Source organism: Pseudomonas sp. AN3A02 (genome assembly GCF_011765255.1).
Lineage (GTDB): Bacteria > Pseudomonadota > Gammaproteobacteria > Pseudomonadales > Pseudomonadaceae > Aquipseudomonas.
In genome coordinates this window covers 31,948-53,914 of the sequence record NZ_JAARNI010000016.1, presented here as the reverse complement: position 1 = coordinate 53,914, position 21,967 = coordinate 31,948, and the positions used below count along the sequence as shown (strand labels likewise).

The following is a 21,967-nucleotide window of genomic DNA, read 5'->3' as shown; positions in this document are numbered from 1 at the left end:
GGGCTTGCTCGCGAAGAGGCCTGTAGCCCCACCCCAAACCTATTGGGTTCTTGGCTGCTCCGTCAGCACCACCGACGAAGGCACTTCCTCTCCCTGCTCATCCACCTGCTGCCCGACCCGCTGCGGCACCATCACCTGCTGTGGATAAGTTTGCGCGAAGTGAACGAACGCGCAGTTATCCACAAGCTTTTTCAACCGCTGGTTAAACGCGCGACTCACCGCATATTGCCCGCCCGACACCGTACGGAATTGCGCCGTCAGCACCACGCCGTTGAGGTCCATCTTGTCGACGCCAAATATCTCCAGCGGCCCTTGCAGGTTGTATTTGAGGAACACGTCGTCGCGGATCGACTGCCCCGCCTCGCGGATCAACTCCACGGCCTTGTCAACGTCGGTGTCGTAGGTGAACTGCACCGAGAAGAACGCGTAGGCGAATTGCCGCGACTGGTTGGTGACGGCCTTGATCTGCCCGAACGGCACCGAATGCACAAACCCCTTGCCGTCCCGCAGGCGCAGGGTGCGGATGGTCAGCCCCTCGACGGTACCGGCGTGGCCGGAGTCGAGCACCACCCAGTCGCCGATCGACAGCGTGTCTTCGATGATGATGAACAGCCCGGTGATCACATCCTGCACCAGTTGCTGGGAGCCAAAACCAATGGCCAAACCCACCACCCCGGCACCCGCCAGCAGCGGTGCGACATTGATCCCCAGGTTCGCCATGGTGGTGATCGCGCAGATCACCACCAGGATGATTTTCACCGCGTTGCGCAGCAGCGGCAGGATGGTTTTCACGCGCGTGCTGGGCTGGCGGCTGGAGCGTTTGTTGACCGGTGGTTTCAGCGCTTCTTGGATTGCGGTGTCGAGCACCACCCAGAACAGCCAGGTCACCAGCAGGATCAACCCGATGCTGCTCAGGGAATCACTGATGGCCCGGCCCACGGAATTGCGCTGGGCAAACTCAAACAGCGAAACGCCCCAGATACGACCGAGGATTTCGATAAAGGCGATGGCCATCACGATGCGCAACAGCGCGTGCAGCAGGCTGAGGAAACGCTCCTTGTAGGCACTGCTGCGCTGGACCGCCACCGTGCTGCGGGACTGGAACAGGTGCTGCAACACCGTGCTGAGGAACACCGTGCCGATCAGCAGGATCGTGGTGAACAGCGCACAGCGCAGGGCTTTCTGGCTGTCGTCGCCGGCGCCGATCAGGTTGATCGCCGACACCAGCACCATCAACAGAATCGGCCAATACCACAGTCCGGAAAACACTCGCAGGGTTTGCTGCACCGCCGGGTGTTTCAAGCGCTGGGCCAGGGGCCGGTTGCGGATCAAATGCGCCACCGGACGACGCAGGCGAATCACCAGCATGCCGAAAATCACCGAGGCAAACAGCCCGGTGAAAATCGCCACGCTGGCGGTGATATTGCCGCCCAATTGGCGGGCGATCTGCGGGCTGGTCAGCGCATCGCTAAGGGCCGCAAGGAAGCCGATCAGGAACAGCGGCTTGGGGCAGTAGTCACGAATAATCTGCACCGCCGGGCGCTTGTGGCCGACGTTGAACATGACGATCACGCACAGCAGCATCGAGGTGGAAAAAATACCGCTGCTGGTGGCGTAGGCAAAACACAGTGCCAGCGCACGGCCCACTGACGTGGGCAGGAAATGGCTGACGTAAAGCGTCAGTGGCAAACAGATCAAGGCCGGAATCGTGTAGGGAATCAAGTAGCCGAGCAACGCCTGAAGGCGCTGGCGCGGTGCGATATGTCGCTGCAGGCTCAGGCGCTTGACGATAACCCGCCCGAGCAGGGTCAGCACGGCGAAGGCGCCGATCCACACCCCGGACAACAACAGGAAATCCCCGGCCACGCTCCATGAGGAGCGCTCGGACGGCTGGTTGACCAGCTTGTCCACTTCATCCGCCGCCCGATCGGCCCGCAGGCGCCAGGCGTCGACCAGGTTCTGGTTGAGGTCGAGTTTGTCCTGCACATTATCGATGCTGGAACTGATGGCGCCGAGCAGGCCACCTTCCACCAACAGTTCTGGCGTGGCCGGGGCGGCAGGCGCTGGAGCCGCGGGGGCGGTGGCCGCTTGCAGCGCGCCACTGCCGCAAAACAGCAGCGTGCCGAGCAGTAGCACAGTCTTGAAATTCAACAAAACACCGGGCTCCTTCAGAGGGGTCTGTAAGGAACTGACGGGTTTGGGGCCGGATCGTTCCCCCAGCACGTCGATCCGTGCGTTCCAGGCAAATATCAAATGCCAATACCTGTCTTTTTCCGCACAAGCCAAAACCCGAGACTGCGCTCCTGATTGAAACCCACCGGAGTTGCAGCCATGCCCATTGCCTTGCTCGCGCTGACCCTCAGCGCTTTTGCCATCGGGACGACCGAGTTCGTCATCGTTGGCCTGTTACCCACCATCGGCGCCGACCTTGGCGTCAGCCTGCCGTCCGCCGGCCTGCTGGTCAGCCTCTACGCCCTGGGCGTGGCCATCGGCGCGCCGGTGCTCACCGCCCTGACCGGCAAAGTGCCGCGCAAATTGCTGCTGTTGTCGCTGATGGTGCTGTTCACCCTCGGCAACTTGCTGGCCTGGCAAGCGCCGAGCTATGAATCCCTGGTACTGGCGCGGATCGTCACCGGCCTGGCCCACGGGGTGTTCTTCTCGATTGGCTCGACCATCGCCACCAGCCTGGTGCCCAAGGAAAAAGCCGCCAGTGCGATTGCCATCATGTTTACCGGCCTGACCGTCGCGTTGGTGACCGGTGTACCGCTGGGGACATTTATCGGCCAGCACTTCGGCTGGCGTGAAACCTTCCTCGCCGTCTCGGCCCTGGGTCTGATCGCGTTTATCGGCAGCCTGCTCTACGTGCCGAAAAACATCGCCCACAGCAAACCCGCGTCGCTGTTGCAGCAACTGCAAGTGTTGAAACAACCACGGCTGCTGCTGGTGTACGCCATGACGGCGGTGGGTTACGGCGGCTCGTTCATCGCGTTCACCTACCTGGCGCCGATCCTTCAGGACATCTCCGGGTTCAGCGCCGGTACCGTCAGCCTGGTGCTGCTGGTGTACGGTATCTCGGTGGCCGTCGGTAACATCTGGGGCGGCAAACTGGCGGACAAACGCGGCCCGATCAGCGCCCTGAAAATCATCTTTGCCCTGCTCGCTGCTGTGTTGTTTGTATTGACGATGACCGCAAGCAACCCATGGCTGGCCCTGGCCACTGTGCTGGTGTGGGGCGCGGTGGCTTTCGGCAACGTGCCGGGCTTGCAGGTGTATGTGGTGCGCCAGGCGGAACATCACACGCCAAATGCGGTGGACGTGGCCTCGGGGCTGAACATCGCGGCGTTTAACCTGGGGATTGCCGGTGGTGCGTGGGCCGGTGGTTTGATCGTCGCCCACATGGGCTTGATCCACACCGCGTGGATTGGCGGTTCGGTGGTGTTAGTGGCTTTGGCGCTGACCGCCTGGAGTGGTCGCCTTGACCGGTTGGGGCCGGTGTATGCCGAGAGCTCAAACCGAGTGGTTGGCGGGCACTGATCCCGCAGCGATAAAGAACCCAATGTGGGAGCGGGCTTGCTCGCGAAAGCGGTGTGTCAGTCAACAGAGATATCGACTGACCCACCGTCTTCGCGAGCAAGCCCGCTCCCACATTTTGATAAGTGCCGTCTGTAGGACCGTCGAAACTTTCTCCCGATCATCACAGTCACCCTAAAACGGAGGTCACCACACAGTTAACCCACGGGAGTCATCATGGCCGCGATTCATATCGGCATTTCCGGCTGGCGCTACACGCCCTGGCGGGGGGATTTCTACCCCGAGGGCCTGACCCAGAAGCGCGAGCTGCAGTTTGCCTCACGGGCGGTCAACAGCATCGAGATCAACGGCTCGTTCTACGCGCTGCAAACCCCCAAGCGCTATGCCGAGTGGTATGGCGACACGCCTGAAGGCTTCATGTTCAGCGTCAAGGCGCCGCGCTACATCACGCATATCCTGCGGTTGCGGGAGGCACACAAGCCGATGGCGAATTTCTTCGCCTCCGGTGTACTGGAACTCAAGGAAAAACTCGGGCCGATCCTCTGGCAGTTCCCACCCAGTTTCAAATTCGACCCGCCATTGTTTGAAGCCTTCCTCGCCGAATTACCCGCCACTACCCAGCAGGCCGCCGCCCTCGCCCGCGAGCATGAGCCGCGTTTGAACGGCAAGGCGAGCATGCAGGCCCACGGTAAAAAGCCGCTGCGACATGCAGTGGAGATTCGCCATAAGAGTTTTGCCGTGCCGGAGTTTGTCGAAATGCTCGACAAGTATGGCGTGGCTCTGGTGGTGGCGGACACGGCCGGCAAGTGGCCCTATCTTGAGGACGTCACGGCGAACTTCGTCTACCTGCGCCTGCATGGGGACAAAGAGTTGTATGCCAGCGGCTATACACCCGAAGCGCTCAAGCGCTGGGGAGATCGCATCGAACGCTGGAGCCACGGCAAACAGCCCACCGATGCACAGTTGATCGACCCGAAACACAAACCCCGCGCCCGCAAGCAACGCGAGGTGTTTTGCTATTTCGATAACGACATCAAGGTGCGCGCGCCCTTCGACGCGCGCCAATTGCTCCAGCGTTTTGGCCTGGACCAGGCATTGGCCACCGAACCCGGCACGTTGCCGGACGCGGGAGTGTTGCCATGACCCATCCGGAGCTGATGCCGACCACGCCCACCGAAACCATCACCCGCTTCAGGGTGCTGACGGTCAATACCCACAAGGGCTTCACCGCGCTCAACCGGCGCTTCATCTTGCCCGAGCTGCGGGAGGCGATTCGCAGTGTGGCCGCCGACGTGGTGTTCCTCCAGGAAATCCACGGCACCCACGAGCGCCATCCCCAGCGCTACAGCAACTGGCCGAGCATGCCGCAGTACGAGTTCCTCGCCGACAGCATCTGGCCGCAATATGCCTACGGTCGCAATGCGGTGTATCCCCATGGCGACCACGGCAACGCGTTGCTGTCGAAATTCCAGATCATCCGCTACGACAACCTCGACATTTCCCAGAGCGGCCACGAAAGCCGCGGGCTGCTGCATTGCGTGCTGCGTTTGCCGGGCAACGTGCAGGAGGTGCATGCCATTTGCGTGCACCTGGGCCTGCGGGAAGTGCATCGCCAGCAGCAACTGAGCCTGATCGCACAGCGGATCGCCGAGATTCCCACCGACGCGCCGGTGATTGTCGCCGGTGACTTCAATGACTGGCGCCAGCGGGCCGATCTCGCCCACTGCGGGCTGCGGGAAGTGTTTATCGAAACCCACGGCAAGCCGGCCCGCACGTTCCCCGCTCGCCTGCCGCTGCTGCCGCTGGACCGCATTTATGTGCGCAACCTCAAGGTGCATCAGCCACAAGTCCTGACCAGCCGCCCGTGGTCGCATTTGTCGGACCATGCGCCGCTGTCGGTGGAGATCGAGTTATGAACAGCGCACCGCTGGAAAAGGTCGCGGTAGAACATATCGCGACCGACCAACCGCCGGACGATGCCGTCGCCCGGGACCTGGATTATGGCTGGCAGAGCGGCAACCAGATTGAATTGCTGGAGAACGGCGAGGCCTACTTTCCCAAGGTGTTCGAGGCGATGCGCCAGGCTCAGCGGGAGATCCTGCTGGAGACCTTTATCTTGTTTGAAGACAAGGTCGGCCACGAGCTGAAAGGCATTTTGATCGAGGCGGCGCAGCGTGGCGTAAAGGTCGTCGCCAGCCTCGATGGCTTTGGTTGTGGCGAGCTGACACCGGGGTTTCTCAGCGAATTGAGCCAGGCCGGCGTGACCGTGCAGATGTTCGACCCGGCGAGCAAGACACTGGGCTTTCGCACCAATTGGTTTCGCCGCCTGCACCGCAAGATTGTGGTGGTAGATGCCAGCGTGGCGTTTATCGGCGGGATCAATTTTTCTGCGGATCACCTGGGGGATTTCGGCCCCGAGGCCAAGCAGGATTATGCGGTGCAGGTCAATGGCCCGGCAGTCGCCGACCTGCATCATTTCGCCCTCGCCCAAAGTGGCCGGCGCGTGCGCAAACGCCGTGGCTGGCGGCGTGAGCAACGGCCATCGCCATGGGCCGCGGGTGACGGCGATGGGTTGGTGCGGCTGATTTACCGGGACAACCTGCAACACCGTTCCGACATCGAAGAAGCCTACCTGCACGCCCTACGCCAGGCCGAACGGCGCGTGGTGATTGCCAACGCTTACTTCTTCCCCGGCTACCGCCTGCTGCGGGAAATCCGTAATGCCGCGCGGCGCGGCGTGCAGGTGCAATTGATCATGCAGGGCCAGCCGGATGTGCTGCTGGCCAAACTGGCCGCGCGCATGCTCTATGACTATTTGCTCAAGGAAGGCGTGGTGATCCACGAGTACTGCCAGCGCCCGCTGCACGGCAAGGTGGCGTTGGTGGATGAGCAATGGAGCACGGTGGGTTCGAGCAATCTCGACCCGCTGAGCCTGTCGCTGAACCTTGAGGCCAATGTGCTGATTCGTGATCGTGGCTTCAATCAGCAACTGTTCGAGCGCCTGGAATATTTGAGTCAGAACCACTGCAAGACCATGCCGGAAAACCGCACGCCTCGTGGCTGGTTCTGGCGAGTGACCGTGGGCTTCGTAGTGTTCCATGTGCTGCGGCATTTTCCATCGTGGACCGGCTGGCTGCCGGCACACAAGCCGAGGTTGAAACCCTTCGTCCATGAGGAGCGCCCGGATCATGACCCAAGTTCGCACCGCTGAAGAAAGCGCTCAACCCGGCTTTTTTAAACGCTGGAAAAAACCGCTGACGGTGGTGTTTTTCCTGGTGTTGATTGTGTTGTTCACCCTGCTCGCCCGGCGTATCGACTGGAGCGAAGTGTTCGACACCTTGGGGAATTTCAAGCTGCGCACCTTGCTCATCGCCGGCGCGCTGACCGCGTGCAGCTTCGTGGTGTATTCGTGCTTTGACCTGATCGGCCGCACCTACATCCGCCAGCCTTTGCGCTGGAAGCAGATCCTGCCGGTGGGCATCATCAGCTACGCCTTCAACCTCAACCTGAGCGCCTGGGTCGGAGGCATCGCCATGCGCTATCGGTTGTATTCACGGCTGGGGGTGAGCAGCGGGAATATCGCAAAAATTCTCGGCTTGAGCCTGGCCACCAATTGGTTTGGCTACATGGCGATTGCCGGCGCGGTATTCAGCAGCGGGCTGGTGACATTGCCGCCGGGGTGGAAGCTTAGCAGCGGCGCGCTGCAAGGCGTCGGTGTGTTGCTGGTACTGGTGAGCCTGGGTTATCTGCTGGCCTGTCGCTTGTCGAAAAAGCGCGCATGGTCGGTGCGCGGGATTGAAATCAGCCTGCCGTCGCTGCGCATGGCAGTGCTGCAGCTGGCACTCGGTGCGCTGAACTGGTCGCTGATGGCGGCGGTGATCTTCACGCTGCTGCCCAAGCAACTGGATTATCCGGTAGTGCTTGGGGTGTTGCTGATCAGCAGCATTGCCGGAGTGGTCACACACATCCCGGCGGGGCTTGGTGTGCTGGAGGCAGTGTTCATTGCCTTGCTGCAGCACGAAGCGTCCCGCGGCAGCCTGCTCGCGGGGTTGATCGCCTACCGCGCGATCTACTTCATCCTGCCGCTGCTGGTCGCCTTGGTGATGTACCTGGCGGTGGAAGCCAAGGCCAAGGCGCTGCGGGTGAAGAAGACGCCTACGACTGGATGATGCTCAAGCGTTCGCCCACCACCATCTCGGTGATCCAGTCCACCAGGATCGAGGTGTAGGCCTGCTGGGACACCGGGTCGCTCAGGGAGTGGTCCGCACCGTCGATAATCCGGTGGGTCAGCGAGTGCGTCTGCTGGCAGGCGGCGCGGTAGCTCATGATGGTGGCGTGGGGCACATGGTCATCCGTTTCGGATTCAACGATCAGCACATCACCGGTGAACGCCGCACAGGCATGCAGCGCGCGATTGGTTTCGGCGTGCACAAAGGTCCCGCGATAATCCATCAAGTCGGCCTTGTCGAGGTCGCGCTTGGGCTTGAGCCATTCCTGGTCGCGGTACAACGCCGGCACCCGCAGCGCCAGCCAGCGCACGGGGCGCAGCGAGGTAAGGATGGCGGCCAAATAACCGCCGTAGCTGGTGCCGACCACCGCCACCGCCGAGGTGTCGATGGCCGGGTGTGACAGCAGGCGGTCATAGGCTGCGAGCAGGTCCCGCAGGTTGTCTTCCCGGGTAACGCGGGATAACGGAATGCCGTTGCCGGCGTGGCCGCGAAGGTCGAATGTGAGGCATACACAACCGAGTCCGGCGATGCCTTTGGCGCGCTCCAAGTCACGCTCCTGGCTGCCGCCCCAGCCGTGGACAAACAACACCCCCGGGACTTTCGATTTGGGACTGAGGAAGGTCCCGCTCATCTGTTCGTCGTCGATATCAATGGCAATGGTTTCGCTTCTAGCCGTCATAAGATTTGACCGTTACGTACTTGAGAAGAAAGTCGCTGTTTTCTGCCGGGCCCCGGTACACCTCGATCGCGTCAGCGGGCAGCGGCTGGTCGACGTAGGTTTCTACCGACGAGACGTAAATTGCCCGCAGCCCGGGGTTGTTGACGAAGCTTTGCAGCGCCGCGACTTCCGCGCTGCTCGCCCCGCCCATGCGCCAGGATTGCTCGAGCACGCCACTGCGGCGCTGGCCGTCGTTGTCCAGGCCCTGGGCGATGTCGTAATTGCGCCGCGAGGCATAGAACCCGGGATACGCCTCATCCGCCGCGTTATCGAAGACTTGTGCCTGTTCGATAGCCAGGCGCACGTCATCTGGCAGGTCGAGCTTGAGCAGGTCTTCGTAGTAGCCCTGGACCACCAACAGGTTAGAACCACCATAAACCTCTTCGCCCTGCCCGTCCCGGGTCAGGTATTGATCACCGCAGTAGCTGATGACGTGATCGCCGATAAAGCTTTGGCCCACACTGTGGGTGACCACGTCACTCAGGTCCTGCTCCAGCACCACGCCTTCGCTGAACAATTGCGCCGCGTCGGGGCGCGCGAGAATGGCGTCGAATTCATCCAGACTGCGGATCACTTCCTGGCCGCGACCGGCGCAGGCATGAACGGGCTTGAGGCGGATCGGGCCGGTGTAGAGCAAATGGGTCGCTGCCGGTCGTGCATCTTCCAGGGAGTGCACGCTCAAGCCATCCAGCACGACGTTGCGGATGCGCTCGGAGAACAGTGGCGACCAACCTTCGGGGGCAACCGCGTTTTTGTTCAACAAGCCGTGGCTGATGGCCTTGGTGCAGATGAAATCGTGATCGACATAGCCGCCCCACAAATCCTCAGGTCCTTTGACACCCAATTGCCGCGCCTGCGCCGCGCCAACCAGCGTCTGGGTAGGTAATAGATAGAGGTCGCGCCCACTGTGCAGCTCAGGGTTATAGCTGCCGCCATATTTGAGCCCGAGGACGTGCGCCAGCCAACGGGCCAGGGCGCGGTTGGTTTCCACCTCGTGCAAGGGCGCTTGCGGACGGATTGAATGCGCCACCACAATTTTTTTGCGATTTGTCGGGGTCATGCGTCCCCCTTGGCTGTGCTGCCATGTGTGTAGGGAAACGGTAGCAGGGATCAAGCCAAGGCGGCGTTTGTTTAAACGCCCGGGGAATCAAACGGTTGCGGGAAAAGCGATAGCACTTGGCCTGCTTTATTCTGCACGAAGTGCTCAAGGTGTCGCGGCGTTCTGCACGATTTCAGGCTGGGGTCTTGGTGGGTGTCACGCCAAAACGGTTGCGGTAGTCGCTTGGCGCCAGTCCGGTGATTTTCTTGAAGATGGCGCGGAAGGCACCGGGGTCCTGGTAACCCACGGTCCAGGCAATGTGGTCAATGGTGCCGTTGGTAAATTCGAGCATCTGCCGTGCCTTGCCGACCCGCAAGTGTTGGCAGTATTCGGTGGGTTTCAAGCCGGTAGCGGCGCGAAACCGTCGCAAGAACGTGCGTTCCTCAAGGCCCGCCTCCTGCGCCATAGTGACCAACGAAACATCCACCGCACCGCTGGCCTGCAGCCAATGCTGCACCTTGAGAATCGCGCTGTCGCCATGAGCGAGGATCGGCGCAAAGTTACTCCCGCATTCACTGGCGCTGTCGCTGTGTTCGATCACCAGGAAACGCGCAGTGCTGGCAGCGATGCTCGGGCCGAGCAAACGGTCCACCAGGCGCAGGCCCAGTTCGGACCAGGCCATGAGGCCGGCGGTGGTGATCAGGTCGCCGTCGTCGACGATGGGTTTGTCGGCTTCCAGGCGAATCGCCGGATAACGGGCGGCGAAGGATTTGGCCGACGTCCAGTGCGTGGTGGCGCTGCGCCCGTCCAACAGGCCGCTTTCCGCCATCAGGATCGATCCCACGCACACCCCGCCCAGAATGGTCCCGGTGCGGTGTTGCTGGCGCAGCCAATCCAGCAATTCGGCGGACGCCTGGCCCTCGGAAAAGCCGGCAATGGAGGGCGGAATCAGCAAGGCTGTCAGTGCCTGACCGGAGCCGGGCTGGCTGTCGAATACACGGGTCGGCGCATGGCCTTTTTCGGCCTGCCAATGACTGATGCGCAGAGACGGCAGTTGCTCGGACTGATGCTCGGCCGCAATCCGGTTGGCGACCGCGAAGAGGTCGGTCAAGCCATGCACGGCGGCCATTTGCGCACCGCTGTAGATCAGCACGCCGAGCTCGACGATCGCCATTGTCAGTTTTCCCTCTGTTATTGTCGGTGCGGCCAATCCCCAGGCGCCGCGCCAGCCAGGATACTGGACGCATCAACCCTCACAAGGAAACCAACATGGCCAAGCAAGCACTCATCCTAATCGATATCCAGAACGACTACTTCCCCCAGGGCAAGTGGCCGCTTGACGGAGTGGACGCAGCGGCGGACAAGGCACAACAAGTGCTCCAGGCGTTTCGCCAGGCCGGCGATGCGGTGATTCATGTACGTCACGAATTCACCTCCGACGATGCACCCTTCTTCACCCCGGGTTCGGAAGGTGCGCATCTGCACCCCAAAGTATTGAACCAGGCCGACGAGCCGGTGGTGCTCAAGCATTTCGTCAATGCGTTCCGCGAAACCAACCTGCGGGCGCTGCTGGAACAACGCAGCATCACCGAACTGGTGGTGGTGGGCAGCATGAGCCATATGTGCATCGACGGCGTGGTGCGCGCCGCGTCGGACCTGGGCTACAGTGTGACCGTTATCCACGATGCCTGCGCGACGCGGGACCTGGAATTCAATGGCACCACTGTTCCGGCAGCCCAGGTGCATGCGGCGTTTATGTCGTCGTTAGGGTTTGCTTATGCGAGCGTGGTGTCGGCGGAACAGTTCTTGTCCGCCGATTGATCGCCCCCGCTCTTACCGGGTAGCAATGATGAACAAGCGCGGGAATGGCAGCAACACCGTGCCATCGGCCAACGCTGGATAAGCCTTGGTGATCCGCGCCAGGTATTCATCGAGGAAGGCGCTCTTTTCTGATTCAGTCAGGGGCGCCAGAAATGGGCGCAACGCCGACCCCTTGAACCACTCCACCACCGCAGCAGAACCGGCCAGCGGATGGTGGTAAGTGGTGCGCCATACATCTACCGTGGAGCAGTGTTTGCTCAACAGCTCAAAGTAGTAGCTCGCGGTATGGCGCTCGTTGTGTTTCACCGCGCCGATCTTTTCAGCCCATGGGCCGTCCGCCGCCACTTCCCGCGCCAGCTTGTGGGCCGGTTCATCGAGGTTGTCGGGCGTCTGCACCGCCAGGGTGCCGCCTGGCGTCAACTGGTTTACCAGGTGCGGATACAGCGTGGCATGGTCGGGCAGCCATTGCAGCGATGCATTGGCAAGGATGACGTCGAATTTCAGCGCCGGGTTCCAGGCGCCGATATCAGCCAATTCGAAATTCAACGCGGGCAGGCGCTTACGGGCGTCGACCAGCATGTCATCGGAGCTGTCCATGCCGGTGACCAATGCCTGTGAAAAACGCTCGGCCAACACCTCAGTGGAATTGCCCGGGCCGCATCCCAGGTCGACGGCGCTGCGCACGTCACCCTCAGGGATGGCCGCTACCAGATCCCGGACGGGACGGGTGCGCTGCTGTTCGAACATCGAGTATTGCTTGGCTGACCAGGTCATTGCGGCGTTCCTTCTTCTGTGAGGAGTGACGACAGCCTAAATCTTGTGATCCATGAGAACAAATGCCAGGATTGAGCATCTCCCATACCTGAAAAGTATTCCTATGCTGGAGCTCAGGCAGCTCAAGGCCTTCGTCGCGATTGCCGAAGAAGGCTATATCACCCGTGCAGCAGAACGGCTGGGCATGCAGCAACCACCATTGACGCGATTGCTGCAAAGTCTGGAAGCCGAGTTGGGCGTGGTGTTGATGGAGCGCCTGCCACGGGGCGTGCGCCCGACCACTGCGGGTTTGGCCTTGCTGGAAGAGGCGCGACATATCTTGGCCAGTGTCGATGGTGTGGCCGACATCGTGCGCCGCGCTGCCCGTGGTGAACGTGGACGCTTGGCCATTGGCTTCACCAGCTCTGCCGCCTTGCATCCATTTGTGCCCAGCGTGTTGCGCCTGTTTCGGGAAACCTTTGTCGGTGTTTCTGTTGTTTTGGAAGAAGCTGGCACTGGTGAACTGCTGGACGCGCTGCTCCATGAAAAGCTCGACGCGGCATTTATCCGCTCGCCGCTAAGCGGGACGCAGGCGTTGCAGGATGAACCAATTCTGGTGGAGCCGATGTTGTTGGCGCTGCCCACTGATCATCCGCTGGCTATCGATCCGTCGATGCCGCTGCCGTTGGCGGCATTGGCCACCGAGGCGTTTGTGTTGTATCGGCGCCGGGTGGGGCTTGGGCTGTATGACGCGATTCTGGTGGCGTGTCGCGAGGCGGGTTTCAGCCCGCAGGTTGTGCAAGAGGCGCCACGCATGACGGCAACGTTGAGCCTGGTGGCTGCGGGGCTTGGGGTATCGATTGTGCCCGCGTCCATGCAGCGGTTGCGGGGTGACGGGATTGTTTATCGGGAGCTTTCGGAATGTCGGAGCCTGGTAGCGCCATTGCACCTGGCTACGCGGGTGGGCGATACGTCGTCGGTGCTGGAGCGGTTCCGGGAGTTGGTGGTGAGCGCCGCATCTACCGATGAGTAGCCGGTTGCCAGCCACGAAATGAAAAACCCCCGAGGCAAAGGCCATCGGGGGTTTTCAGGTGTTACGCGACAGTTCGGGTCTCAAGCGACCTTAGAACGGAATATCGTCATCAAAGCTGTCGAAGTCGGCTGCCGGCTGAGGAGCGGCCTGCTGTGGCGCTGGACGCGACTCACGCTGTGGCTGCTGGGTTGGCTGCGGACGCGACTGCTGCTGTGGACGCGGTGCCGAGTTGGACATGCCGCCCTGGCCTTGTTGGTCGCCCTGTGGACGGCCGCCCAGCAGTTGCATGGTGCCTTGCATGTCGACCACGATTTCAGTGGTGTAACGCTTGATGCCGTCTTTTTCCCACTCGCGGGTTTGCAGTTTGCCTTCGATGTAGACCTGCGAACCTTTGCGCAGGTATTCACCGGCGATCTCTGCAACCTTGCCGAACATCGACACACGGTGCCATTCGGTTTTCTCGACCTTCTGGCCGGTTTGCTTGTCGGTCCACTGCTCGCTGGTCGCCAGACTCAGGTTGGTCACGGCGTTACCGTTCGGCAAGTAGCGAACTTCGGGATCCTGGCCGCATGTACCGACCAATATGACTTTGTTAACCCCACGGGCCATAACGTTCTCCTAGGCTGGGCGCGCTGTCGGCACTGGGTTGACCAGTTGCTCGAGCGTCGCGCGATCCAATAATTCGGTGTCCAATTTGATGTAGATGGCGGCTTCTTCAGTGACAACCACAGCATCCGTAACCCCAACAACAGCCTTAAGGCGCTCGACCAGACCGGCTTCGCGGATCGCTTCGGGCGATAACGGCAAGCGCAGGCTCGTCACATAGGGAGGTTCGCGCATGGTAACAGCAAAGGCTAGCCAGAGGGCAGCCAGACCTGCGCATCCCAGGAACACAACCGACAAACCGCCATGCTGGAACATCCAGCCGCCCATGATCCCGCCCAGTGCAGAACCGAGGAACTGGCTGGTGGAATACACGCCCATCGCCGTGCCTTTGCCGCCGGCCGGTGAAACCTTACTGATCAGCGAAGGCAATGAAGCCTCCAGCAGGTTGAACGCAGTGAAGAACACCACCGTGCCGATCACCAGCGCCCGCAGGCTGTCGCCGAACTGCCAGAAGAATAGCTCAGTGAGCATCAATGTCGCGACGGCGCCAAGCAGAACTCGTTTCATTTTGCGTTTCTTCTCGCCGTAGATGATGAACGGGATCATGGCGAAGAACGAAATCAGCAGCGCGGTGAGGTAGACCCACCAGTGCTGCTCCTTGGGCAGCCCGGCTTTTTGCACCAGGGCCAGGGGCAAGGCGACGAAGCTGCACATCAGCATCGCGTGTAATACGAAGATACCCAAATCCAGGCGCAGCAGGTCCGGGTGCTTGAGGGTGGGCAACAGCGCTTGTTTCGCTACGCCCGATTCACGGTGCTGCAGCGGGCCGGTGGAATGCGGCACCATAAAGGCGACGATCACGATGCCGAACAGTGCCATGCCACCGGTAGCCAGGAACAGGCCGTGCAAGCCGAACGCGCGGGTCAGCAGCGGGCCGACCACCATCGCCACGGCGAACGAAAGACCAATGGTCATGCCGATCATGGCCATGGCCTTGGTGCGGTGTTGTTCGCGGGTCAGATCGGAGAGCAGCGCCATGACGGCGGCGGAAATCGCGCCCGCGCCTTGCAGGACGCGTCCGGCGATCACGCCCCAGATCGAGTCGGCATTGGCGGCGAGCACACTGCCCAGGGCGAATACGATCAAGCCCAGGTAGATCACCGGCCGGCGGCCGATGCGGTCGGAAATGACGCCAAACGGAATCTGAAACAGCGCCTGGGTCAGGCCATAGGCGCCAATCGCCAGGCCGATCAGGGCCGGGGTCGCTCCTGCGAGATCCATTCCATAGGTCGCCAGCACCGGCAACACCATAAACATGCCAAGCATACGGAATGCGAACACCAGGGCCAGACCGCTTGCTGCGCGGGTCTCGCTGCCACTCATGCGTTCGCTGTGGGGATCGTGCATGGATAAACCTCGTGTGAACCGGCGGCGATTCTACCAGTCCCATCGATTGAGAGGGTATATGCGGCGCTTTGCCGCGCAGCTTTCATGTAAGGCTGCACCCGGCACTTTGACAGTGTATATTCATCCAGTCTTTAGCCGTATACTCCTGCATTATTTACGCCCGCCGTGCGAGGCCATCTTGGACAAGATCCTGATTCGTGGGGCTCGAACCCACAACCTGAAGAACATCGACCTGACCCTGCCACGGGACAAACTGATCGTCATCACCGGCTTGTCCGGGTCCGGCAAGTCGTCCCTGGCGTTTGACACGCTGTACGCCGAAGGCCAGCGCCGCTACGTGGAATCCCTGTCGGCTTATGCCCGCCAGTTCCTGTCGATGATGGAAAAGCCCGACGTCGACACCATTGAAGGCCTGTCGCCCGCGATTTCCATCGAACAGAAATCCACGTCCCATAACCCGCGCTCCACCGTGGGCACCATCACCGAAATCTACGACTACCTGCGTCTGCTGTATGCCCGCGTGGGTATTCCTCGTTGCCCGGACCACGACATTCCCCTGGAAGCCCAGACCGTCAGCCAGATGGTCGACCTGGTGCTGGCCCAGCCGGAAGGCGCCAAGCTGATGCTGCTGGCGCCGGTGATTCGCGAGCGTAAGGGTGAACATCTTTCCGTCTTCGAAGAGCTGCGTGCGCAAGGTTTTGTCCGCGCCCGGATCAACGGCAAGCTCTATGAGCTGGACGAAGCGCCGAAGCTGGATAAGCAGAAGAAGCACTCGATTGATGTAGTGGTCGACCGCTTCAAGGTGCGTGCCGATTTGCAGCAGCGTCTGGCGGAATCCTTCGAGACCGCACTGAAGCTGGCGGACGGTATCGCCCTGGTAGCGCCAATGGACGACGAGCCAGGGGAAGAAATCATCTTCTCCGCGCGTTTCGCCTGCCCGATCTGCGGCCATGCCATCAGCGAGCTGGAGCCGAAGCTGTTTTCCTTCAACAATCCGGCTGGCGCCTGCCCGACCTGTGATGGCTTGGGGGTTAAGCAATTCTTCGACATCAAGCGCCTGGTCAATGGTGACCTCACACTGGCGGAAGGTGCGATACGCGGCTGGGACAGGCGTAATGTCTATTACTTCCAGATGCTGGGTTCGCTGGCCTCGCACTATAAGTTCAGCCTCGAAGTACCCTTCAACGAACTGACGGCCGAACATCAGAAATTCATCCTGCATGGCAGCGGTTCGCAGAACGTCGACTTCAAGTACTTGAACGACCGTGGCGATATCGTCAAACGCTCCCACCCGTTCGAAGGCATCGTGCCGAACCTGGAGCGGCGCTACCGCGAGACCGAATCCGCCAGCGTGCGCGAAGAACTGGCCAAGTTCCTCAGCACCCAGCCGTGCCCGGATTGCCGTGGCACGCGCCTGCGCCGTGAAGCGCGGCACGTGTGGGTCGGCGAGAAGACACTGCCGGCGGTGACCAACCTGCCGATTGGCGATGCCTGCGAATACTTCGGCACGCTGAAGCTGACGGGCCGCCGCGGGGAGATTGCCGACAAGATCCTCAAGGAGATTCGTGAGCGGCTGCAGTTCCTGGTTAACGTTGGGCTGGACTATCTGTCGCTGGACCGCAGTGCGGATACGCTCTCCGGTGGTGAAGCCCAGCGGATTCGCTTGGCCAGCCAGATTGGCGCCGGTCTGGTGGGTGTGTTGTACATCCTCGATGAGCCATCGATTGGTTTGCATCAACGGGACAACGATCGCCTGCTGGGTACGCTGAAGCACCTGCGGGACATCGGCAACACGGTGATCGTGGTTGAGCACGACGAAGATGCGATTCGCCTGGCCGACTATGTGGTCGACATCGGCCCGGGCGCGGGTGTGCACGGTGGGCATATTGTCGCCGAGGGCACGCCGGCAGAAGTGATGGCGCATCCTGACTCGCTGACCGGCAAATACTTGTCGGGCCGTGTGAAGATCGCCGTGCCGGCCAAGCGTACGCCGCGCAACAAGAAGATGGCACTGCACCTCAAAGGCGCGCGTGGCAACAACTTGCGCAATGTCGATCTGGAAATCCCATTGGGACTGCTGACCTGCGTGACCGGTGTATCCGGTTCAGGCAAGTCGACACTGATCAACAACACGCTGTTTCCACTGAGCGCCACTGCACTGAACGGCGCGACGACTCTTGAAGCCGCCGCTCATGACAGCATCAAGGGTCTGGAGCACCTGGATAAGGTGGTCGATATCGACCAAAGCCCGATTGGCCGCACACCGCGTTCCAACCCGGCGACCTACACCGGGTTGTTCACACCGATTCGCGAGCTGTTCGCCGGTGTGCCGGAATCCCGCTCCCGCGGTTACGGGCCTGGCCGGTTCTCGTTCAACGTCAAGGGCGGGCGCTGTGAGGCGTGCCAGGGCGATGGCTTGATCAAGGTTGAGATGCACTTCCTGCCGGACATCTACGTGCCGTGCGACGTGTGCAAGAGCAAGCGCTACAACCGCGAAACCCTGGAGATCAAGTACAAGGGCAAGAGCATCCACGAAACCCTCGAGATGACGATCGAGGAAGCCCGGGTGTTCTTTGACGCGGTACCGGCTCTGGCGCGCAAGCTGCAGACGCTGATGGATGTCGGCCTGTCGTACATCAAGCTCGGGCAGTCGGCGACCACGCTGTCGGGTGGTGAAGCGCAGCGGGTCAAGCTGTCCCGCGAGCTGTCCAAGCGTGATACCGGCAAGACCCTGTATATCCTCGATGAGCCGACCACTGGTTTGCACTTCGCGGATATTCAGCAACTGCTGGATGTGCTGCATCGCTTGCGTGACCACGGCAATACGGTGGTGGTGATCGAGCACAACCTGGATGTGATCAAGACCGCCGACTGGCTGGTGGACCTGGGGCCGGAAGGCGGCTCCAAAGGTGGGCAGATCATTGCGGTCGGCACACCGGAGCAAGTGTCGGAGATGAAGCAGTCTCACACCGGCTTCTATCTCAAGCCGCTGCTGGCCCGCGACAAGGACTGATTGTTCAGGCCCACGAAAAAGCCCCTGTCACTTACACAGTGACAGGGGCTTTTTTGTAGCCGGAGAAATCAGAACTGCGATTGCAGATAGTTCTCCAGGCCAATCAACTTGATCAGGCCCAACTGCTTTTCCAGCCAGTAGGTGTGATCTTCTTCGGTGTCGTTCAACTGCACCCGCAGGATTTCCCGCGTGACGTAGTCGTTGTGCTGCTCGCAGAGCTCGATGCCCTTACAGAGCGCGGCACGGACCTTGTACTCAAGGCGCAGGTCGCTGGCGAGCATCTCTGGCACCGTGGTGCCGGTGTCCAGGTCGTCGGGACGCATACGCGGCGTGCCTTCGAGCATCAGGATACGGCGCATCAGCGCGTCGGCGTGCTGCGCCTCTTCTTCCATTTCATGGTTGATACGCTCGTAGAGCTCGGTAAAGCCCCAGTCTTCGTACATACGCGAGTGAATGAAATATTGGTCACGAGCTGCCAGTTCGCCCGTCAGCAACGTGTTGAGGTAATCGATTACGTCGGGGTGACCTTGCATCGCCCTACATCTCCCTGCTTGAAAGTCTGTAGTTTGAACCATGATGACCCGGAGGTCACGGGACCAACGGCAGAAAAGTGAAGATTTCCGGTGAAAAGTAGCTGAAATAACGCAAAAACCGCCCAAATGAGGGCGGTTCTGCTTATCGTTTAGAGTTAGTTAAGCGATACACCCAGTGCAGATGCGATCCCTTCTCCATAAGCCGGATCGGCCTTGAAGAAGTATTGCAACTGGCGCTGCACCACATCGCTGGAAACACCCGCCATGGCGCCGGCGATATTGTTGATCAGCAGGGCTTTCTGCTCATCATTCATCAGGCGGAACAGCGCACCGGCGTGGCTGTAGTAATCGGTGTCTTCGCGGTGATCGTAACGATCAGCCGCGCCGCTCAGGGCCAAAGACGGCTCCGCATATTGAGGGGCCTGCTTCGGTGCATCGGCATAGCTGTTTGGCTCGTAGTTAGGAGCCGCACCGCCATTGGCGCCGAATGCCATCGAACCGTCGCGCTGGTAGCTATTGACCGGGCTACGTGGCGCGTTCACCGGCAGGTGCTGGTGGTTGGTACCTACACGGTAGCGGTGGGCATCAGCGTAAGCGAACACACGGCCTTGCAGCATGCGGTCTGGGGACAAGCCAACACCCGGGACCATGTTGCTTGGACCGAAAGCCGCTTGCTCAACTTCAGCGAAGTAGTTCAGCGGGTTACGGTTCAACTCCAGCTCGCCGACTTCGATCAGCGGGAACTCTTTCTGCGACCAGGTCTTGGTCACGTCGAACGGGTTCTCGTAGTGAGCGTTCGCCTGGGCTTCCGTCATGATCTGGATGCAGACGCGCCATTTCGGGAAATCACCGCGCTCGATAGCGCCGAACAGATCACGCTGGGCGTAATCAGGGTCGGTACCCGCCAGGCGTGCAGCCTCAGCCGGTGCCAGGTTCTTGATACCTTGCTTGGTCTTGTAGTGCCACTTCACCCAGTGACGCTCGCCATTGGCGTTGATCAGGCTGTAGGTGTGGCTGCCGAAGCCATGCATGTGACGGTAGCCATCAGGGATCCCACGGTCCGAAAACAGGATGGTGACCTGGTGCAGCGCCTCAGGGGAGTGCGACCAGAAGTCCCACATCATCTGCGCACTTTTCAGGTTGCTTTGCGGTAGGCGCTTTTGGGTGTGAATGAAGTCCGGGAATTTCAGCGGATCACGGATGAAGAACACCGGGGTGTTGTTGCCAACGATGTCCCAGTTGCCTTCTTCGGTGTAGAACTTCAAGGCGAAACCACGTGGGTCGCGCTCAGTATCAGCCGAACCGCGCTCGCCACCTACCGTGGAAAAGCGCAGGAAGGTCGGCGTTTGCTTACCCACAGACTCGAACAGCTTGGCGCTGGTGTACTGAGTGATGTCTTGGGTGACGGTGAAGGTACCGTAAGCACCCGAGCCTTTAGCGTGTACGCGGCGCTCAGGAATGTTTTCACGGTTGAAGTGCGCGAGCTTCTCGATCAGATGAAAATCGTCGAGCAGCAATGGGCCGCGTGGGCCGGCCGAACGGGAATTCTGGTTATCGGCAACGGGGGCGCCGCTGGCGGTAGTAAGGGTTTTATTCTGGCTCATGCTCAATCTTCCTCAGGTCAGTCTTGGAACTGCCGGCTAATCGGCTTGGGAGGAGTATTGACCAGGAAGATGACGCCATCAAATTCATTAAATCATGAGCATCGATAGAAATTAACTAACCAACCATCCGTACGGATAGCAAAAAGCAGTTTAATACGCCAAATACCTATTCGCTCGAGTTAATTCCAGTTTTCTACCGCGCACAAAAAACCGGGCACTAGGCCCGGTTCTTCGTTACAGACTGACGTCTTACTCAGCGGATACAGCTTCACCGCCAACTGGACGATCGATCAGCTCAACGTACGCCATAGGCGCGTTGTCACCAGCGCGGAAACCGCACTTGAGGATGCGCAGGTAGCCACCCTCACGGGTAGCGTAACGCTTGCCCAGGTCGTTGAAGAGCTTACCAACGATAGCTTTCGAACGAGTACGGTCGAAAGCCAAACGGCGGTTAGCCAGGCTGTCTGTCTTGGCCAAAGTAATCAGCGGCTCAGCAACGCGACGCAGTTCTTTAGCTTTCGGCAGTGTAGTTTTGATCAGCTCGTGCTCGAACAGCGACACCGCCATGTTCTGGAACATAGCCTTACGGTGCGAGCTGGTACGGCTCAGGTGACGACCACTTTTACGATGACGCATGGTTCATTCCTTACCAAACTCACGTTCGGTGATTACGACGATCAGGCAGTCGCCTTGTCGTCCTTCTTAAGACTTGCAGGCGGCCAGTTGTCGAGGCGCATGCCGAGGGACAGACCGCGGGAGGCCAGAACGTCCTTGATTTCAGTCAAGGATTTCTTGCCCAGGTTCGGAGTCTTCAACAGTTCTACTTCGGTGCGCTGAATCAGATCGCCGATGTAGTAAATGTTTTCCGCCTTAAGGCAGTTAGCCGAACGTACAGTCAGTTCCAGATCGTCAACCGGGCGAAGCAGGATCGGATCGATCTCGTCTTCCTGCTCGATTACCACTGGTTCGCTGTCACCTTTGAGGTCGACGAACGCAGCCAACTGCTGTTGCAGAATGGTTGCAGCGCGGCGGATAGCCTCTTCAGGATCCAGAGTACCGTTGGTTTCCAGATCAATAACCAGCTTGTCCAGGTTAGTACGCTGCTCGACACGGGCGTTTTCCACCACGTATGCGATACGGCGAACCGGGCTGAACGAAGAGTCGAGCTGCAAGCGACCAATGCTGCGGCTTTCGTCTTCATCGCTCTGACGCGAGTCGGCCGGTTCATAACCACGACCACGAGCTACGGTGAGCTTCATGTTCAGGGCGCCGTTAGACGCCAGGTTAGCGATTACGTGATCGGGATTAACGATCTCGACATCATGATCCAGCTGAATATCGGCAGCGGTAACCACCCCCGAACCCTTCTTCGACAAGGTCAGCGTAACTTCGTCACGGCCGTGCAGCTTGATAGCCAGACCTTTAAGGTTCAACAGGATTTCAATTACGTCTTCCTGTACACCTTCGATGGCGCTGTACTCGTGGAGCACACCGTCAATCTCGGCCTCGACTACTGCACAGCCGGGCATTGAGGACAACAGGATGCGGCGCAGCGCGTTGCCCAGGGTGTGGCCAAAACCACGCTCGAGAGGCTCGAGAGTGATCTTGGCGCGGGTTGGACTGACAACCTGCACATCAATGTGACGGGGTGTCAGGAACTCATTTACCGAAATCTGCATG

19 protein-coding genes are annotated in these 21,967 nt (G+C 60.3%); 8 read left to right on the top strand and 11 right to left on the bottom strand.

Translation table 11 applies throughout. The features are described from left to right. Positions 1-39: 39 nt before the first annotated feature. Positions 40-2,154 carry a mechanosensitive ion channel family protein gene (locus HBJ59_RS30445; protein WP_167665688.1) on the bottom strand — a complete coding sequence of 705 codons (2,115 nt, stop codon included), beginning with the start codon at positions 2,152-2,154 and terminating at the stop codon, positions 40-42. Between the two features lie 177 nt (positions 2,155-2,331). Here HBJ59_RS30445 and HBJ59_RS30440 point away from each other — a divergent pair, with 177 nt between their 5' ends. From HBJ59_RS30440 to HBJ59_RS30420, 5 genes are all read left to right on the top strand, one after another. Further along, positions 2,332-3,534 carry an MFS transporter gene (locus HBJ59_RS30440; protein ID WP_167665687.1) on the top strand — a complete coding sequence of 401 codons (1,203 nt, stop codon included), beginning with the start codon at positions 2,332-2,334 and terminating at the stop codon, positions 3,532-3,534. A gap of 213 nt (positions 3,535-3,747) precedes the next feature. Beyond that, positions 3,748-4,674 (top strand): DUF72 domain-containing protein, encoded by a 927-nt coding sequence (locus tag HBJ59_RS30435; protein ID WP_167665686.1) that lies wholly within the window; start codon positions 3,748-3,750, stop codon positions 4,672-4,674. Beyond that, a complete protein-coding gene (locus HBJ59_RS30430) occupies positions 4,671-5,447 on the top strand; it encodes an endonuclease/exonuclease/phosphatase family protein (protein WP_167665685.1) in 777 nt (258 codons plus the stop codon). Before HBJ59_RS30435 ends, HBJ59_RS30430 begins: the two co-directional genes overlap by 4 nt. Next, positions 5,444-6,742 carry a cardiolipin synthase ClsB gene (gene clsB, locus HBJ59_RS30425; protein ID WP_167665684.1) on the top strand — a complete coding sequence of 433 codons (1,299 nt, stop codon included), beginning with the start codon at positions 5,444-5,446 and terminating at the stop codon, positions 6,740-6,742. Before HBJ59_RS30430 ends, clsB begins: the two co-directional genes overlap by 4 nt. After that, positions 6,720-7,700: a lysylphosphatidylglycerol synthase domain-containing protein gene (locus HBJ59_RS30420; protein WP_167665683.1), complete on the top strand. Its 981-nt coding sequence runs from the start codon at positions 6,720-6,722 to the stop codon at positions 7,698-7,700. Before clsB ends, HBJ59_RS30420 begins: the two co-directional genes overlap by 23 nt. Here HBJ59_RS30420 and HBJ59_RS30415 read toward each other — a convergent pair. The 3 genes from HBJ59_RS30415 to HBJ59_RS30405 all read right to left on the bottom strand — a co-directional run bounded on the left by HBJ59_RS30415 (position 7,687) and on the right by HBJ59_RS30405 (position 10,691). Next, on the bottom strand, positions 7,687-8,439 hold the full coding sequence (locus HBJ59_RS30415; RefSeq protein ID WP_003210032.1) for a S9 family peptidase: 753 nt from the start codon (positions 8,437-8,439) through the stop codon (positions 7,687-7,689). The genes HBJ59_RS30420 and HBJ59_RS30415 overlap by 14 nt on opposite strands. Then, positions 8,429-9,538, bottom strand: coding sequence for a DUF3182 family protein (locus HBJ59_RS30410; RefSeq protein WP_167665682.1), 1,110 nt, complete (start codon positions 9,536-9,538; stop codon positions 8,429-8,431). The genes HBJ59_RS30415 and HBJ59_RS30410 overlap by 11 nt, the downstream gene beginning before the upstream one ends. A 172-nt stretch (positions 9,539-9,710) precedes the next feature. Then, positions 9,711-10,691: a GlxA family transcriptional regulator gene (locus HBJ59_RS30405; RefSeq protein ID WP_167665681.1), complete on the bottom strand. Its 981-nt coding sequence runs from the start codon at positions 10,689-10,691 to the stop codon at positions 9,711-9,713. A 95-nt stretch (positions 10,692-10,786) separates the two neighbouring features. Here HBJ59_RS30405 and HBJ59_RS30400 point away from each other — a divergent pair, with 95 nt between their 5' ends. Further along, positions 10,787-11,338, top strand: coding sequence for a cysteine hydrolase family protein (locus tag HBJ59_RS30400; RefSeq protein ID WP_076016462.1), 552 nt, complete (start codon positions 10,787-10,789; stop codon positions 11,336-11,338). A 12-nt stretch (positions 11,339-11,350) separates the two neighbouring features. Here HBJ59_RS30400 and tam read toward each other — a convergent pair whose 3' ends face one another. Next, a complete protein-coding gene (gene tam, locus HBJ59_RS30395) occupies positions 11,351-12,112 on the bottom strand; it encodes a trans-aconitate 2-methyltransferase (protein WP_167665680.1) in 762 nt (253 codons plus the stop codon). Positions 12,113-12,215: 103 nt separating this feature from the next. On the opposite strand from tam, the gene HBJ59_RS30390 reads away from it, so the two are divergent. After that, entirely contained in the window at positions 12,216-13,124 is a 909-nt protein-coding gene (locus HBJ59_RS30390) for a LysR family transcriptional regulator (RefSeq protein WP_173860399.1), read from the top strand. 90 nt (positions 13,125-13,214) lie between these two features. On the opposite strand, the gene HBJ59_RS30385 is transcribed toward HBJ59_RS30390, so the two are convergent. Continuing rightward, positions 13,215-13,733 (bottom strand): single-stranded DNA-binding protein, encoded by a 519-nt coding sequence (locus HBJ59_RS30385; protein ID WP_003210042.1) that lies wholly within the window; start codon positions 13,731-13,733, stop codon positions 13,215-13,217. 9 nt (positions 13,734-13,742) lie between these two features. Continuing rightward, positions 13,743-15,137, bottom strand: a complete 1,395-nt coding sequence (locus HBJ59_RS30380; protein WP_003210044.1) for an MFS transporter — start codon at positions 15,135-15,137, stop codon at positions 13,743-13,745. A 178-nt stretch (positions 15,138-15,315) separates the two neighbouring features. Here HBJ59_RS30380 and uvrA point away from each other — a divergent pair, with 178 nt between their 5' ends. Beyond that, positions 15,316-18,150, top strand: a complete 2,835-nt coding sequence (uvrA, locus tag HBJ59_RS30375; RefSeq protein WP_010174605.1) for an excinuclease ABC subunit UvrA — start codon at positions 15,316-15,318, stop codon at positions 18,148-18,150. A 68-nt stretch (positions 18,151-18,218) separates the two neighbouring features. Here the strand turns inward: uvrA and bfr are convergent, their stop codons facing one another. From bfr to rpoA, 4 genes are all read right to left on the bottom strand, one after another. Further along, a complete protein-coding gene (gene bfr, locus HBJ59_RS30370; protein ID WP_003210048.1) occupies positions 18,219-18,683 on the bottom strand; it encodes a bacterioferritin in 465 nt (154 codons plus the stop codon). A 155-nt stretch (positions 18,684-18,838) separates the two neighbouring features. Then, the gene (locus HBJ59_RS30365) at positions 18,839-20,287 is read right to left on the bottom strand and encodes a catalase (protein WP_167665679.1); all 1,449 of its coding nucleotides are present in this window, start codon (positions 20,285-20,287) and stop codon (positions 18,839-18,841) included. Between the two features lie 249 nt (positions 20,288-20,536). Next, entirely contained in the window at positions 20,537-20,923 is a 387-nt protein-coding gene (gene rplQ / locus HBJ59_RS30360; RefSeq protein ID WP_003210053.1) for a 50S ribosomal protein L17, read from the bottom strand. Between the two features lie 41 nt (positions 20,924-20,964). Next, positions 20,965-21,966 (bottom strand): DNA-directed RNA polymerase subunit alpha, encoded by a 1,002-nt coding sequence (gene rpoA, locus HBJ59_RS30355; protein WP_003176403.1) that lies wholly within the window; start codon positions 21,964-21,966, stop codon positions 20,965-20,967. Between the last annotated feature and the right edge of the window lies 1 nt (position 21,967).

What these genes read in the sequence shown, in the direction of transcription:
- tam (WP_167665680.1), bottom strand. Translation starts at nt 12,112, where the DNA reads ATGACCTGGTCAGCCAAGCAATACTCGATGTTCGAACAGCAGCGCACC.
- HBJ59_RS30365 (WP_167665679.1), bottom strand. Translation starts at nt 20,287, where the DNA reads ATGAGCCAGAATAAAACCCTTACTACCGCCAGCGGCGCCCCCGTTGCC.
- HBJ59_RS30435 (WP_167665686.1), top strand. Translation starts at nt 3,748, where the DNA reads ATGGCCGCGATTCATATCGGCATTTCCGGCTGGCGCTACACGCCCTGG.
- HBJ59_RS30410 (WP_167665682.1), bottom strand. Translation starts at nt 9,538, where the DNA reads ATGACCCCGACAAATCGCAAAAAAATTGTGGTGGCGCATTCAATCCGT.
- bfr (WP_003210048.1), bottom strand. Translation starts at nt 18,683, where the DNA reads ATGCAAGGTCACCCCGACGTAATCGATTACCTCAACACGTTGCTGACG.
- HBJ59_RS30385 (WP_003210042.1), bottom strand. Translation starts at nt 13,733, where the DNA reads ATGGCCCGTGGGGTTAACAAAGTCATATTGGTCGGTACATGCGGCCAG.
- HBJ59_RS30440 (WP_167665687.1), top strand. Translation starts at nt 2,332, where the DNA reads ATGCCCATTGCCTTGCTCGCGCTGACCCTCAGCGCTTTTGCCATCGGG.
- HBJ59_RS30430 (WP_167665685.1), top strand. Translation starts at nt 4,671, where the DNA reads ATGACCCATCCGGAGCTGATGCCGACCACGCCCACCGAAACCATCACC.
- HBJ59_RS30380 (WP_003210044.1), bottom strand. Translation starts at nt 15,137, where the DNA reads ATGCACGATCCCCACAGCGAACGCATGAGTGGCAGCGAGACCCGCGCA.
- rplQ (WP_003210053.1), bottom strand. Translation starts at nt 20,923, where the DNA reads ATGCGTCATCGTAAAAGTGGTCGTCACCTGAGCCGTACCAGCTCGCAC.
- rpoA (WP_003176403.1), bottom strand. Translation starts at nt 21,966, where the DNA reads ATGCAGATTTCGGTAAATGAGTTCCTGACACCCCGTCACATTGATGTG.
- HBJ59_RS30400 (WP_076016462.1), top strand. Translation starts at nt 10,787, where the DNA reads ATGGCCAAGCAAGCACTCATCCTAATCGATATCCAGAACGACTACTTC.
- HBJ59_RS30405 (WP_167665681.1), bottom strand. Translation starts at nt 10,691, where the DNA reads ATGGCGATCGTCGAGCTCGGCGTGCTGATCTACAGCGGTGCGCAAATG.
- clsB (WP_167665684.1), top strand. Translation starts at nt 5,444, where the DNA reads ATGAACAGCGCACCGCTGGAAAAGGTCGCGGTAGAACATATCGCGACC.
- HBJ59_RS30415 (WP_003210032.1), bottom strand. Translation starts at nt 8,439, where the DNA reads ATGACGGCTAGAAGCGAAACCATTGCCATTGATATCGACGACGAACAG.
- HBJ59_RS30420 (WP_167665683.1), top strand. Translation starts at nt 6,720, where the DNA reads ATGACCCAAGTTCGCACCGCTGAAGAAAGCGCTCAACCCGGCTTTTTT.
- HBJ59_RS30390 (WP_173860399.1), top strand. Translation starts at nt 12,216, where the DNA reads ATGCTGGAGCTCAGGCAGCTCAAGGCCTTCGTCGCGATTGCCGAAGAA.